Genomic DNA, 14,344 nt, shown 5'->3' on the forward strand with positions numbered 1-14,344 from the left:
TTTTCGGGTCAGTATCCCGTGGTCATGCCGCTGCCGGCACCGCGCCGGATCTCCTCGCGCCGGATCGGCATCTTGTCGATCGCGCCGATGATCTCGCGCCCGCTCCAGGGCAGGGGCTTGCGCGCCGCGATGGTGCCGTCCTTCTCGATCAGCACCAGCGAGAAGCCGCGCGGGCGCAGCTTGCGGCGCAGCGCGCTCATCGGTTCGGGCGTGGTGTCGGCGATGACGACGACGTCGCGCGCCGCCAGATCCGGCCAGCGCTCGGCAATCGCGGTCATCTGCTCGGCGAAGGCCGGGTCGGCCGTGCTGTCGGCAAAGACGACGACGGGGCGCTTTTTCCAGACATACGTGGCAAGATCGGCTTCCGCCCCGGGCACCGGGGCGAAGGCGGGCGCGGCCGCGGGGGTGTCGGCGGGGTCTTCGGCACGGGCCGGGGCCAGCACCGTCATCAGCGCGAAAGATGCTGCTGCCAAAAGGCACAAGGGTCTGATGCGGGGTCTCATGCGGGGCCTCCTCAGGGCAACTATAGGGGCTTGCCGGCGCGGGGGCCATGGCCCGGCGCGGGGGCCGAAGGATTTTCCGGCCGCCCGTTGACGGGGCCGGGGGTGAGGAGCGTGACCGTGGCGCAAGGCGTCGCCGCGGCTGCAGGGTTGAAGGGACGCCACCCGGCCCCGGCCGGGCGGTGCTGAGAGAAGGGATCGTTCGATGACGAACAAGAAAGAGGATTGGGCCAAACTTGCCCAGAAGGAGCTCAAGGACCGGCCGCTCGACAGCCTGACCTGGAACACGCTCGAAGGGATCGAGGTGAAGCCCCTCTATACCGAGGAGGACACCGCAGAGCTGCCGCATCTGGGCACGCTGCCGGGCTTCTCGCCCTTCACCCGCGGCGTGCGCGCCACGATGTATGCGGGCCGTCCCTGGACGATCCGGCAATATGCGGGCTTCTCGACCGCCGAGGAGAGCAACGCCTTCTACCGCAAGGCGCTGGCCGCCGGGCAGCAGGGCGTCTCGGTCGCCTTCGACCTCGCGACGCACCGCGGCTATGACAGCGATCACCCGCGCGTCGTCGGCGACGTCGGCAAGGCCGGTGTGGCGATCGACTCGGTCGAGGACATGAAGATCCTGTTCGACGGCATCCCGCTCGAGAAGGTCTCGGTCTCGATGACGATGAACGGCGCCGTGATCCCGGTGCTGGCGAACTTCATCGTCACCGGCGAGGAGCAGGGCGTGCCGCGCGAGAAGCTCTCGGGCACGATCCAGAACGACATCCTCAAGGAGTTCATGGTCCGCAACACCTATATCTATCCGCCCGAACCCTCGATGCGGATCATTGCGGACATCATCGAATACACCTCGAACGAGATGCCGAAGTTCAACTCGATCTCGATCTCGGGCTACCACATGCAGGAAGCCGGCGCGAACCTGGTGCAGGAGCTTGCCTTCACCATCGCCGACGGCCGCGAATATGTCCGCACGGCGCTCGCCCGCGGCATGGACGTCGACGCCTTCGCCGGCCGTCTGTCGTTCTTCTTCGCGATCGGCATGAACTTCTTCATGGAAGTGGCGAAGCTGCGCGCGGCGCGACTGCTCTGGTCGCGCGTGATGGCCGAGTTCAACCCGAAGAAACCGGGCTCGTCCATGCTGCGCACCCACTGCCAGACCTCGGGCGTCTCGCTGCAGGAGCAGGACCCCTACAACAACGTCGTGCGCACCGCCTATGAGGCGATGGCCGCGGCGCTTGGCGGCACGCAGTCGTTGCACACCAACGCGCTTGACGAGGCGATCGCGCTGCCGACCGAATTCTCGGCCCGCATCGCGCGCAACACCCAGCTCATCCTGCAGGAAGAGACCGGCATCACCCATGTCGTCGATCCGCTCGCGGGTAGCTACTACGTCGAAAGCCTGACCGCGCAGCTGGTCGACGAGGCGTGGAAGCTGATCGAGGAAGTCGAGGAAATGGGCGGCATGACCAAGGCCGTGGCCTCGGGCATGCCGAAGCTGAAGATCGAGGAATCGGCGGCCAAGCGCCAGGCGATGATCGACCGCGGCGAGGAAGTGATCGTCGGCGTGAACAAGTATCGTCTCGCCAAGGAAGAGCCGATCGACATTCTCGACATCGACAACGTCAAGGTCCGCGAGGCGCAGATCGCGCGGCTGACCAAGATGCGGGCCGAGCGGGACGAGGCGGTCTGCGCGGCGGCGCTCGCCGAGATCACCCGGCGTGCCAAGGAAGGCGGCAACCTGCTCGAGGCCGCGGTGGATGCGGCGCGTGCGCGCGCCTCGGTTGGAGAGATCTCGATGGCGATGGAAGAGGTGTTCGGCCGGCATCGGGCCGAGGTGAAGACGCTCGCCGGCGTCTATGGCGCGGCCTATGAGGGCGATGCGGGCTTCGAGCAGATCCAGAAGGACGTCGAGACCTTCGCCGAGGAAGAAGGCCGCCGTCCGCGCATGCTCGTCGTGAAGATGGGCCAGGACGGCCATGACCGCGGCGCCAAGGTGATCGCGACGGCCTTTGCCGATATCGGCTTCGACGTCGACGTCGGGCCGCTGTTCCAGACCCCGGAAGAGGCGGCGCAGGACGCGATCGACAACGACGTGCATGTCGTCGGCATCTCGTCGCAGGCCGCGGGCCACAAGACGCTGGCGCCGAAGCTGATCGAGGCGCTGAAGGAAAAGGGCGCGGGCGACATCATCGTGATCTGCGGCGGCGTGATCCCGCAGCAGGACTACGACTTCCTGAAGGTCGCCGGGGTGAAGGCGATCTTCGGGCCCGGCACCAACATCCCGGCCGCGGCGCGCGAGATCCTCGACATCATCCGCACCGCCCGCGCCTGAGGGCAACGGGCCAGACTGTGACGCCCCCGCGCGGGGCGTCCCCGAAACAGGAAGAGGGGGGCGCTGCCCCCCTCTTTGCTTTCAGCAAATTCACCCCCCGGGATATTTCGGGCAATTGGAAGCGGGAAGGGCGCCTGCGCCCCGGTCCCGTCCCGGGCACCTCAGGCGTCCTCGTCCTCATCCGCGGCATTGGGGGCGGTCCTTGCGATGCGCAGCACCGTATAGCCGAGCACCGCCGAGATCAGCGAGCCCGCAAGCACCCCCATGCGCACCGCGTTCATCTTGTCGTCGGTCTCGAAGTTCAGCGAGCCGATGAAGAGCGACATGGTGAAGCCGATGCCGGCGAGGCAGGCGATGCCGTAGAGCTGCACCCAGGAGGTGGCGGCGGGCAGACGGGCGACGCCGAGCTTCACCATCGCCCAGGTCGCGCCGAAGACGCCAAGCTGCTTGCCGAGCACGAGGCCGAGCGCGATGCCGAGCGGCAGCGGCTGGAACAGATCGCCGATGCCCATGCCCGACAGGTTCACCCCGGCGTTCGCATAGGCGAAGATCGGCACGATCAGGAACATCACGTAAGGGTGCAGCGCGTGTTCGAGCGCATGCGCGGGCGATTTGCCGTAGCGGTCCTTGAGCGGGATGAAGAAGGCGGTGACGACACCCGCGAGCGTGGCGTGCACGCCCGATTTCAGCACCAGCACCCAAAGCACGGTGCCGAGGATCAGCGTCGGCGCCAGCCGGTGGCCACCGGTCAGGTTGCGCAGCAGCATCAGCGCGATCGGGATCAGCGCGAGCAGCAGATAATGCGTCTTCAGATGTTCGGTGTAGAAGATCGCGATGACGAGGATCGCGCCGAGGTCGTCGAGGATGGCGAGGGTGAGCAGGAAGATCTTCAGCCCCGCCGGCACCCGGGTGCCAAGGAGCGCGACGACGCCCACGGCAAAGGCGATGTCGGTCGCGGTCGGGATCGCCCAGGCCTTTGCGGTGCCGCCATCGCTCCAGTTGAAGGCGAGGAAGATCAGCGCCGGGACCAGCATGCCGCCAAGCGCCGCCACCCCGGGCAGCACCACGTTCGCAGGCTTCTTCAGCCGGCCCTCGACGATTTCGCGCTTCAGTTCCAGCCCGACCAGCAGGAAGAACACCGCCATCAGACCGTCGTTGATCCACAGGATCAGCGGCTTCGACAGGCCGTCATCGCCCAGCAGGACGGAAAACTTCGTATCCAGCACATCGGTGTAGAGCGTCGACAGGCTCGAATTCGCGGTCAGGAAGGCGAGTACCGTCGCCAGCATCAGGACGATGCCGCCTGCCGCCTCGTGCTGAAATAGTTTCTCGATACGAAGTAGCGCCTTCATCCTGTCCCCTCGGTCGTTTTTGGAATAGTCCCCCCGCAAATGGGCGTGAAAAGGGTCGGATTTCAACCCTGCGATGACGAAAACTGGCCTCGCGCGCGGGAAAAAGCGGGATTGCACAGTCCTCGGGCAACGGGCAGTGTCGCGCCCGAACAGCGGCCGCGGGGATCCGCGCCGCTCTTGCGGGCCCGGCGCCGGCGGTCGGCGGCCGATTTCCGGGGCGGGCAGGTGCGGAGCGGGTGCAAAGGCGTCGCGGAACGGATAGGATCGGGCCATGGACAAGCCGCTTTCCCTCTGGGGCCGCATCGCAGCGGCGGTCGGCGCCCTTGCGCGGGGCGAGGGGCTGTCGTCTGTCTTCGATCAGCTGCGCAGCCCGCCCGAGCGCTCGGTCGCCTTCACCATCGCGGTGATCGCGCTCGGCGCGAAGATGGCGAAGGCCGACGGGCAGGTGACGCGCGACGAGGTCGCGGTGTTCCGGCGCATCTTCCAGATCCCGCCGGGCGAAGAGGCGAACGCGGCGCGGGTCTTCGACATGGCGCGCACCGATGTCGCGGGCTTCGACGCCTATGCGCGCAAGATCGCGGCGATGTTCGGGCCGGGCAATCCGGTGCTGAAGGACCTGCTCGAGGGGCTGTTCGCCATCGCCATGGCCGACGGCAGCTATCACGAGGGAGAGGATGCCTTCCTGCAGGAGGTGGCGCGGATCTTCGGGCTCGAGGACTGCTGCTTTGCCGCGCTGCGCGCCGCTTTCGTGCCCGATGCCGAGCCCGACCCCTGGACCGTGCTCGAACTGCCGCCAGGCACGCCGCTGCCCGAGGTGCGGGCGCGCTGGCGTGAGCTGGTGCGCGAGGCCCATCCCGACCGGGCCATCGCGCGCGGCCTGCCCGAGGAGGCGGTGCGGCTGGCCGAGGCGCGGGTGGTGGCGCTGAACCGCGCCTGGGAAGATCTGCAGGCACGAGGTGGGCAGGCAGGGGGCAGGGATGCGGATCGCCACCTATAACGTCGAGTGGTTCACCAATCTCTTCGACCGACGCGGCCGGTTGCTCGACGACGATCAGTGGTCGTCGCGCTACAACGTGACGCGGGCGCAGCAGCTTGGTGCGCTTGGCATTGTCTTCACCGCGATCAATGCCGATGCGGTGCTGATCGTCGAGGCCCCCGACGACAATTCCCGGCGCAAGACGGTGCCGATGCTGGAAAGCTTCGCCGCCTATTTCAACCTGCGCCAGCGCCGCGCGCTGATCGGCTTCTCGAACGAGACGCAGCAGCAGATCGCGCTGCTTTACGACCCCGATGCGGTGAGCGCCGTCTTCGACCCGCAGGAGGGGACCGAGGACTGTCCGCGTTTCGACCGCAGCCTGAAGATCGACCTCGACATCGACGACACGCTCGACACGGTGACCTTCTCGAAGCCGCCGCTCGAGGTGGCGCTGACCACCAGGGCGGGCAAGACGGTGCGGCTGATCGGGGTGCACATCAAGTCGAAGGCGCCGCATGGCGAGATCGACGCAACGTCCGAGGTGCGGATCGCGATCGAGAACCGGCGCAAGCAGCTGGCGCAGTGCATCTGGCTGCGCCGGCGCATCGACGCGCATCTCGATGCGGGCGACAGCCTGATCGTGCTTGGCGATTTCAACGACGGGCCGGGGCTTGACGAATACGAGCAGCTCTTCGGCCGTTCGGGGCTCGAGATCGCGGTGGGCGAGGGCAGTCCGCCCGAGCGGCGGATGCGCGACCCGCATGCGCGGCTGCGGCACAGCCATTCGCTGGCCGCACAACCGGCCTCGGCCCGGTTCTGGCTGCCCGAGGCGCATCAGTATTTCTCGGCGATGCTGGATTACGTGCTGCTCTCGCCCGACCTGTGCGTCGACGACCCGGCCTGGCGGATCTGGCACCCGTTCGACGACCCGGTCTGCTATCGCACGCCCGAGCTGCGCGAAGCCTTGCTGCAGGCCTCGGATCATTTCCCGGTGACGGTGGACATTCCGATCTGAGCCCCCATATCGGGGGCATGACGCGGATCGCCCTCATCGCCCTGCTGGGCAGCCTGTCCCTGACCCCGGCGCTGGCCGAGGAGGCCCCCGCCGTGCCCGAGGCCGCGCCTCCGGCGGCCGAGGAGGAGGCGCCCGGCCTGATCGAGCAGGGCGCACGGATGTTCCTGCGCGGGCTGATCGAGGAGATCGGGCCGCAGGTCGACGAGATGACGTCCGGCATCGAGGAGGCGGCGCGCAAGCTTGGCCCCGAGCTCGAGCGGCTGATGGCGCTGGTCGATGACGTGAAGAATTACGAGCCGCCCGAGCGGTTGCCGAACGGCGACATCGTGATCCGCCGCAAGCCCGGCGCGCCGCCGCCACCACCGCTGCCGGACGGCACGGATGAGGCTCCCGACACGGATGCCCCCGCCGCACCCGAGGGGCCGCAGATCGATCTCTGATCTGCCCCGCGCCGTTTCCGGCCTGCTCAGCCTTCGGGGCGCAGCACCACGGGCGTCGCCTTCATCGCCGCGGCAAGCGATCCGAAGCGCGCCTCGACCACCTCGCCGAACAGCCCCGCGCCGCGCTTCGTCAGCTTCAGCTCGAGCGCGTTCTTCTTCGGCTTGTAGTCGAGCGAGCCGACCTCGGCCGGATCCTCGATGGTGAACATCGCGGCAAAGCGCATCGCCTTGCCCAGCACCTCGGCCTCCTGGATCTGCTCGGGGGTGAGCAGCGCGAAGAGCGGCTCGAAGCGCGAGCCCGCGCGCGAGTTCTTGTAGCGGTGCAGCAGCGCCAGCCCGACGAAGACGCGCTCGGGGTGGCTGAGCGCGGCAAGGTTGGCGCGGGTGACGTTGTCGAAGCACGCCTCGGCGCGATAGTCGGGATGGGTGCGCCAGGTGGTGTCGTGCAGCAGGCAGGCAGCACGGTGCAGGCGGAAGATCTCGGGCGGCACCGGGCCGAACAGCGGCGCGATGAAGCTGTGCAGCTTCTTCCCGAAACCGGGCATCCGCGCCATCACCTTTTCCGAATAGCGGCAGGCCTCGACCAGCGGGTCACGCTTGCGCAGGCGTTCGGGCATCTGTTCATAGAGCAGCCCCTCGCGGATGCCGTAGGAGGAGGTGTCGATCTCCTTCGGACGGAAGGTCTCGATCAGCTCGCGCAGCACGAGGGCCGCCAGCGGCACGAGATCCATGCGCGCCTGCGAGGTGCCGGTGCGCGCGCGCAGCGTCGCAAGATCGCTCTTCTCGATCCACTCGAGCGTCTTCAGCAGGTTTTCGGGCTCCATCCGGTATTCGTGCAGCACCAGAAGCGGATAGTTGCGCCGCTCCATGTCGAGCCGGGCAATGGCGCGCCAGGAGCCGCCGACCAGATAGATCCGGTCGTGGTCGGTGCCGACGGCCGTCGCCAGCTCGGCGACGGCGGCGCGGATATGCGCGACCAGTTCCTTGCGGCCGCCCTTCACCTGCTGCAGCCGGAACGGGCCGAGCTGCGAGGTGGCGCGGCGGCCGACCCGGCCGTCGCCCACTTCAGCGAGCTCCATCGAGTTGCCGCCGATGTCGCAGATCAGCCCCTGCGCCTCGGGCCAGCCCAGAAGCACGCCCTGCGCGGAAAGACGCGCCTCCTCGGCGCCGTCGATGACATGCAGATGCAGTCCCGTCTCGGCCTCGACAAGGCGCTGGAACTCGGGCCCGTCCTCGGCATCGCGCACCGCGGCGGTGGCGACGCAGGTCAGCGGGCCGATGTCCATGCCCTTCGCCAGCAGCGCAAAGCGCTTGAGTGCGGCGAAGGCGCGCTCGCGCCCCACGGGGTTCAGCCGGCCGGTCTCGGCCAGCCCCTGACCGAGGCCCGCCATGACCTTCTCGTTGTAGAAATAGGCCGGGCTGCGCGCCGCGCCGTCGAACACCACCATCCGAACCGAGTTCGAACCGACATCCACGACGCCCACGCGGGAGAGCGCGCGGGCGGAGGGGTCGTCAAACAGCGGCTTGCCGAATGCATCCCAGTCGTCGGCCAGTGCCTGGCGCGGGGCTTCGGTCTTTCCGATCATCTTTCGTCCTGCCGTGAGACGCGCCTGTGCGCGCCGGTCCAAACTAGCGCCTAGTCGGTGCTGTGGGCAAGCTCGGGCACGTCTTTCGCCCCCGCCGATCCACGCCCGGAGAGCGACGGGTTCTCCATGAAGAAGCGGTGGCAGGAGAACAGGTCCTGACCCTCGGGCAGGTGGCGGATGAAGCGGCCGTCGGGCTGCAGGATCCAGCTTTGCGCCTCGTCGGCCATGTTCGCGGCCATGATCTGGCTGAGGATCTGCGCCTTCACCGTGTCGTTCTTCGCCTCGACCAGCGTTTCCACGCGGCGGTTGAGGTTGCGCCCCATCCAGTCCGCCGAGGAGAAGAACACCCGCGCCTTCTTCGAGGGCAGGCCGTGGCCGTTGCCGAAGCAGACGATCCGCGAATGCTCGAGGAAGCGCCCGACGATCGACTTGACCCGGATGTTCTCGCTCAGCCCCTTGATCCCCGGCCGCACGCCGCAGATGCCGCGGATGACGAGCGAGATCTTCACCCCGGCCGCGCTAGCGGCATAGAGCGCGTCGATCACCTCGGGGTCGATCAGGCTGTTCATCTTCGCCCAGATCTCGGCCGGGCGGCCGGCCTTTGCGTGTTCGCCCTCGGCGCGGATCAGCTCGAGCAGCCGCGGCTTGAGCGAGATCGGCGAGATCGCGAGATTCTCGAGCCCCTCGGGCTGCACATAGCCGGACAGATAGTTGAACACCTTCGTCGCATCGCGGCCAAGCGCCGGATCGCAGGTGAAGAGGCTCAGGTCGGTGTAGATCTTCGCAGTGATCGGGTGATAGTTGCCGGTGCCGAAATGGGTGTAGGTCACCAGCCGGTCGCCTTCCCGGCGTACCACCGTCGAGATTTTCGCATGCGTTTTCAGGTGCATGAAGCCGTAGACGACATGCGCGCCCGAGCGTTCGAGCCGGCGCGACTGGCGGATGTTCGCGGCCTCGTCGAAACGCGCCTTCAGCTCCACGAGTGCCATCACCGACTTGCCGTTCTCGGCCGCCTCGCACAGCGCGTCGACGATCGGGCTGTCCTTCGAGGTGCGATAGAGCGTCTGCTTGATCGCGAGCACGTTCGGATCGTTCGCCGCCTGCTGCAGGAAGCGGATGACCATGTCGAAGGTCTCGTAGGGGTGGTGCAGCAGCATGTCCTTCTGCTGGATCGCAGCGAACATGTCGCCGTCGTGATCCTCGACGCGTTCGGGCACGCGCGGGGTGAAGGGCGGCCAGAGCAGGTCGGGACGCGAGGACAGCACCAGTTCCTTGAGGTCGGCGACGCCCAAGAGGCCCTTGACCTCGACCACCTCGTCGCGGTCGACGTGCAGCTCGTCCATGACCAGCGAGCGCAGGCTTTCGGGCGCGCCCGAGGTGATCTTCAGCCGGATCACCTGGCCGCGGCGGCGTCGCTTCAGCGCGGTCTCGAACTCGCGCACCAGATCCTCGGCCTCGTCCTCGACCTCGAGGTCGCTGTCGCGCAGCACGCGGAAGGCGCAGGAGCCGGTGTCGGTATAGCCCGGGAAGAGCGAGCCCAGATGCAGCATCAGCAGCTCTTCGAGCGGCAGGAAGCGCGCCTCGCCCGGCAGCCGCACGAAACGGTCGATCTGTTGCGGGATCGGCAGCAGCGCCTGCAGCCGGCGCTTGTCGGTCTGGCGTTCCAGTTCCAGCGCCAGGCAGAAGCCGGTGTTCGGGATGAAGGGGAAGGGGTGCGCCGGATCGATGGCGAGCGGCGAGAGCACCGGGAAGACCTTGGCCAGGAAGTGTTCTGCGAGGAAGTCGCGGTCCTCCTTGGTCAGCTTGCCGCGGCTCAGGATGTGGATGCCCGCGGCCTCCATGCCCCGGCGCAGCGCGTTCCAGGTGGTCTGCTGCGTTTCCATCAGGCGGCGCGCGTCGGCGTTGATCAGCGCCAGCTGTTCGGAGGGCGTCAGCCCGTCGTCCGAGGGGATGACGTTGCCCTCGCGCACCAGTTCCATCAGCCCCGCGACGCGCACGGTGTAGAACTCGTCGAGATTGGTGGCCGAGATCGACAGGAAGCGCAGCCGTTCGAGCAGTGGCACCCGCGGATTCGCGGCCTCTTCCAGAACGCGCCAGTTGAAGGCCAGCCAGCTCAGCTCGCGATTGAAGAAACGACGCGGGCCGGCGACCTCCTCGGGCGGGAGCTCGACAGCGGCGGGGAACGGGGTCTTGAGGAAATCTGCCTGGGTCATGGAGCGCTTATGGATCTGAAATGTAATGGCTCTGTGACAGTGTGCGCGTCTCAGCCGAGACTGTCCAGCACCTCGGCGGCCATTGTGCGGGTGACCGGCCGGCCCTCGGCGACGGCGCGGGCGTCAAGGGCCGCGACGAGCCGCCGCGCGGTGCCGAGCGAGCGGTCCATGCGGGTGACGAGCCAGGGGATCAGGCTGTGCGGCACCTTGGTCTGGCGGTCGGCGAAAAGCTTGACCAGCACCGCGGACAGAAGCGCATCGTCGGGCGGCGTGATCCGGACCGAGGCCGTGGCCTCCATCCGGCTGGCAAGGTCAGCGAGCGTCAGGCCCCAGTCGCGCGGCGGCGCGGCGGCGGTCAGCAACAGCCGCCCGCCCTCGGCCTGCATCAGGTTGTGCAGGTGAAACAGCGCGGCCTGTGCGACGGGGCTGGTCGTGACGCGCTGCGCATCCTCGACGACGCAGGCGCCGGCGCGCACAAGGGCAGGGGCCGCCTCGTCGGTCAGGGTGGCGGCGGCGACGATCGGCGCGCCGCCCTGCGCCTCGGCCCAGATCGCAGCGAGATGCGACTTGCCTGCGCCCTCGGGCCCGATCAGCAGCATCCGCCCCGAGGGCCAGCTTTCGGGCGCATCAAGCGTGGCGAGCGCGAGCGCGTTCGCGGGGGCGACGAAGAAATCGTCGCGGCCCCGTGCAGAGCGCACGGGCAGGTCGAGGATCAGCTGGCGGATCATCTCAGGCGCCTTCCGTTTCGTCGGCGAGGGTCGCGGGCTGGTCCTGCAGCGCCTCGAGCCCCCGGTAGAGCCGGCCCTCCAGATACCGGTCAAGCGCGAAACGGGCAAGCACCCCGATCACCGCGGCGACCGGCACCGCGACCAGCATGCCGACGAAGCCGAAGATCGTGCCGAAGGCCGAGAGCGCGAAGATCAGCCACAGCGGGTGCAGCCCGACCGACGAGCCGACGAGGCGCGGGGTGATGACGTTGCCTTCGAGGAACTGGCCGGCGACGAAGATCCCGGCGACGATGCCGATCGACATCCAGTCGCCCCAGAACTGGTAAAGCGCGAGCCCGATCGACAGCACGCCGCCGATCACCGCGCCGACATAGGGAATGAAGGTCAGCCCGCCGGCGATCGCCCCGGCGATCAGGCCGAAGTTCAGCCCGGCGAGCATCAGCGCGATGGCATAGAAGCTGCCGAGGATCAGGCAGACCGAGACCTGCCCGCGCACGAAGCCCGAGAGCACCTTGTCGATCTGGCGCGCCACGGCGCGGATCTGTCCGGCATGGTCGCGCGGCAGCCAGCCGTCCACCTTGGCGACCATCCGGTCCCAGTCGAGCAGCATGTAGAAGGCGACGACCGGCACCACGACGATGAAGACGACGAAGTTCACCACGCTCATCGCCGAGCTGAGCACGGTCTGTGCAAGCTCGCCGCCGCGCGCCTTAACCGCCTCGCCGAGCGACAGCAGCGTCTCGTTCACCACCGAGCCCGGCTCCATCATCGAGGGGAAGCGGGCGGTGAGGAATTCCTGCAGATGCAGCGCCATCTCGGGCGCGGTGGCGACCAGCTGGCTGAGCTGGCGCACCAGCATCGGGATGACGGCAAGGCCGATCACCACGAAGACGAGGGTGGCAATCAGCGCGATTGTGGCGGTGGAAAGCGTCCGCGACAGGCCCATCCGCTCCAGCCGGTCGGCGACCGGGTCGAGGAAATAGGCGATGGCGCCGCCCACGAGGAAGGGCAGGATCACCGCGCCCAGCCACCACAGCGCGGCGAAGAAGATCACCGCGGCAATCCCCCAGTACGTCAGTTGCGCGCGTGCGGGCAAGGCCATGGCTCCTCCGGTCGGGCAGTCTTCCCCAGATTGCCGTTCCGGCGCGGATTTTCAAGCCCATGCCGCGCCGCGGCGTCAGGACAGGCGTTCGATCGCCATTGCTGTGGCCTCGCCGCCGCCGATGCACAGCGAGGCGACGCCGCGGGCAAGCCCGTAGGTTTCGAGCGCGGCGAGCAGCGTCACCAGCACCCGTGCGCCCGAGGCACCGATCGGGTGACCAAGCGCGCAGGCCCCGCCATGCACGTTGACCTTGTCATGCGGCAGGTCGAGATCGCGCATCGCCGCCATGGCGACGACGGCGAAGGCCTCGTTCACCTCGAAGAGGTCGACATCGCGCAGGTCCCAGCCGGTCTTCTGCGCCAGCTTGCGCATCGCGCCGATGGGGGCGGTCGGGAACAGGTTCGGCCGGTCGGCGTGGGTGGTCTGCCCGACGATGCGCGCGCGCGGACGCAGGCCCCGCCGCTCGGCCTCGGAGGCGCGCATCAGCACCAGCGCCGCCGCCCCGTCGGAAATCGACGAGCTGTTCGCCGCGGTCACCGTGCCGCCTGCACGGAAGGCGGGCTTCAGCCCGGCGATCTTGTCGGGCCGCGCCTTGCCGGGCTGTTCGTCGGTGTCGATCTGCGCCTCGGTCCGGCCCTGTCTCACCGTGACCGGGGCGATCTCGCCCGCGAAGCGGCCCTCGCGGATCGCCGCCTGCGCCCGGGCCAGCGAGGCGAGCGCGAAGGCGTCCTGCGCCGCGCGGCTGAACTGATAGGCCTCGGCGCACTCCTCGGCGAAGGTGCCCATCAGTCGGCCGCGGTCATAGGCGTCCTCGAGCCCGTCGAGGAACATGTGGTCAAGCACCGCGCCATGGCCCATGCGCAGCCCGCCGCGCGCCTTCGGCAGCAGATAGGGGGCGTTCGACATGCTCTCCATGCCGCCCGCGACGATGATCTCCGCCCCGCCCGCGATGATCTGGTCATGGGCGAGCATCGCGGCCTTCATCCCCGAGCCGCACATCTTGTTCACCGTGGTCGCACCGGCGCCGAGCGGCAGCCCGGCGCCAAGGCCCGCCTGCCGCGCCGGGGCCTGGCCCTGGCCCGCGGGCAGGACGCAGCCCATCACCACCTCCTCGACCGTCTCGGGGGCAAGCCCCGCCCCGGCCAGCGCCGCGGCAATCGCCGCCGCGCCCAGCTCGGCCGCCGTCGCGCCGGCCAGATCGCCCTGGAACCCGCCCATCGGCGTGCGCGCGGCGCCGACGATCACGATCGGATCTGCGCCGCTCATTTCGGGGCCATCCGCAGCGCGCCATCAAGGCGGATCACCTCGCCGTTCAGCATCCGGTTTTCGCAGATGTGGCGCACCAGCGCCGCATATTCCGCGGGCTGGCCAAGCCGGGCCGGGAAGGGAACCGAGGCGCCAAGGCTCGCCTGTACCTCCTCGGGCAGCCCGGCCATCATCGGCGTGCGGAAGATGCCCGGCGCGATGGTGACGACGCGGATGCCGCTGCGGGCAAGCTCGCGCGCCGCGGGCAGGGTGAGTGCCGCGACGCCCCCCTTCGAGGCGGCATAGGCCGCCTGACCGATCTGCCCGTCGAAGGCCGCGATCGAGGCGGTGTTGACGATCACCCCGCGCTCGCCATCCTCGCCCGCCGGGTTCTGGGCCATCGCGGCGGCGGCCAGACGCATCATGTTGAAGGTGCCGATCAGGTTCACCCGGATCGCGCGCTCGAAACTTTCCAGCGCATGCGGGCCCTCGCGGCCGAGGATCTTCTCGCCCGGGGCGATGCCCGCACAGTTCACCAGCGCATCGACCCGCCCGAAGGCGTCGCGTGCCGCTGCAAGAGCCGCCTTCCCCTCGGCCTCGCTCGTCACGTCGGTGCGCTGGAACCGCGCGGCATCGCCCAGCTCCGCTGCGCTCGCTGCCCCCGCCTCGGCGTTGACATCGAGCAGGACGGCCCTCCCGCCGCCAGAAACCACCATCTGCGCCACCGCGGCGCCGAGCCCCGAGCCCGCGCCGGTGATCAGGAACACCCGATCCTCGATCTGCATTGTCTCCTCCCTCTCGTGGCCCGGGCGCCGCAGCGCACCGAGCCGGGGACAGGATCGCGCGGTGCAA

At 68.7% G+C, this 14,344-nt stretch carries 12 protein-coding genes; 4 read left to right on the forward strand and 8 right to left on the reverse strand.

Annotation, left to right across the window (positions count from 1 at the left end):
- Positions 1-8 precede the first annotated feature (8 nt).
- A complete protein-coding gene (locus DYS74_RS08660) occupies positions 9-503 on the reverse strand; it encodes a DUF4174 domain-containing protein (RefSeq protein ID WP_245965239.1) in 495 nt (164 codons plus the stop codon).
- 202 nt (positions 504-705) lie between these two features.
- Here DYS74_RS08660 and scpA point away from each other — a divergent pair, with 202 nt between their 5' ends.
- Positions 706-2,835, forward strand: coding sequence for a methylmalonyl-CoA mutase (scpA, locus tag DYS74_RS08665; RefSeq protein WP_121532883.1), 2,130 nt, complete (start codon positions 706-708; stop codon positions 2,833-2,835).
- A 161-nt stretch (positions 2,836-2,996) separates the two neighbouring features.
- Here scpA and nhaA read toward each other — a convergent pair whose 3' ends face one another.
- Positions 2,997-4,187: a Na+/H+ antiporter NhaA gene (gene nhaA, locus DYS74_RS08670; protein ID WP_121532885.1), complete on the reverse strand. Its 1,191-nt coding sequence runs from the start codon at positions 4,185-4,187 to the stop codon at positions 2,997-2,999.
- 271 nt (positions 4,188-4,458) lie between these two features.
- On the opposite strand from nhaA, the gene DYS74_RS08675 reads away from it, so the two are divergent.
- The 3 genes from DYS74_RS08675 to DYS74_RS08685 are packed head-to-tail and all read left to right on the forward strand — an operon-like array spanning position 4,459 to position 6,618.
- Positions 4,459-5,184: a TerB family tellurite resistance protein gene (locus DYS74_RS08675; protein WP_121532887.1), complete on the forward strand. Its 726-nt coding sequence runs from the start codon at positions 4,459-4,461 to the stop codon at positions 5,182-5,184.
- Positions 5,165-6,178, forward strand: coding sequence for an endonuclease/exonuclease/phosphatase family protein (locus tag DYS74_RS08680; protein WP_121532889.1), 1,014 nt, complete (start codon positions 5,165-5,167; stop codon positions 6,176-6,178). Before DYS74_RS08675 ends, DYS74_RS08680 begins: the two co-directional genes overlap by 20 nt.
- Before the next feature lie 17 nt (positions 6,179-6,195).
- On the forward strand, positions 6,196-6,618 hold the full coding sequence (locus DYS74_RS08685; RefSeq protein WP_121532891.1) for an AAA+ family ATPase: 423 nt from the start codon (positions 6,196-6,198) through the stop codon (positions 6,616-6,618).
- Positions 6,619-6,644: 26 nt separating this feature from the next.
- Here DYS74_RS08685 and DYS74_RS08690 read toward each other — a convergent pair whose 3' ends face one another.
- The 6 genes from DYS74_RS08690 to DYS74_RS08715 all read right to left on the reverse strand — a co-directional run bounded on the left by DYS74_RS08690 (position 6,645) and on the right by DYS74_RS08715 (position 14,277).
- Positions 6,645-8,204: a Ppx/GppA family phosphatase gene (locus tag DYS74_RS08690; protein ID WP_121532893.1), complete on the reverse strand. Its 1,560-nt coding sequence runs from the start codon at positions 8,202-8,204 to the stop codon at positions 6,645-6,647.
- Between the two features lie 50 nt (positions 8,205-8,254).
- The gene (locus DYS74_RS08695) at positions 8,255-10,417 is read right to left on the reverse strand and encodes an RNA degradosome polyphosphate kinase (RefSeq protein WP_121532895.1); all 2,163 of its coding nucleotides are present in this window, start codon (positions 10,415-10,417) and stop codon (positions 8,255-8,257) included.
- Positions 10,418-10,467: 50 nt separating this feature from the next.
- Complete coding sequence (locus tag DYS74_RS08700) at positions 10,468-11,145, reverse strand: DnaA ATPase domain-containing protein (RefSeq protein ID WP_121532897.1); 678 nt, start codon at positions 11,143-11,145, stop codon at positions 10,468-10,470.
- Position 11,146: 1 nt separating this feature from the next.
- On the reverse strand, positions 11,147-12,247 hold the full coding sequence (locus DYS74_RS08705) for an AI-2E family transporter (protein ID WP_121532898.1): 1,101 nt from the start codon (positions 12,245-12,247) through the stop codon (positions 11,147-11,149).
- Positions 12,248-12,322: 75 nt separating this feature from the next.
- On the reverse strand, positions 12,323-13,513 hold the full coding sequence (locus DYS74_RS08710; protein WP_121532899.1) for an acetyl-CoA C-acyltransferase: 1,191 nt from the start codon (positions 13,511-13,513) through the stop codon (positions 12,323-12,325).
- Positions 13,510-14,277, reverse strand: coding sequence for an SDR family NAD(P)-dependent oxidoreductase (locus DYS74_RS08715; protein ID WP_121532900.1), 768 nt, complete (start codon positions 14,275-14,277; stop codon positions 13,510-13,512). The genes DYS74_RS08710 and DYS74_RS08715 overlap by 4 nt, the downstream gene beginning before the upstream one ends.
- Positions 14,278-14,344 lie beyond the last annotated feature (67 nt).

It is taken from the genome of Paenirhodobacter hankyongi (assembly GCF_003664585.1).
GTDB lineage: Bacteria > Pseudomonadota > Alphaproteobacteria > Rhodobacterales > Rhodobacteraceae > Rhodobacter > Rhodobacter hankyongi.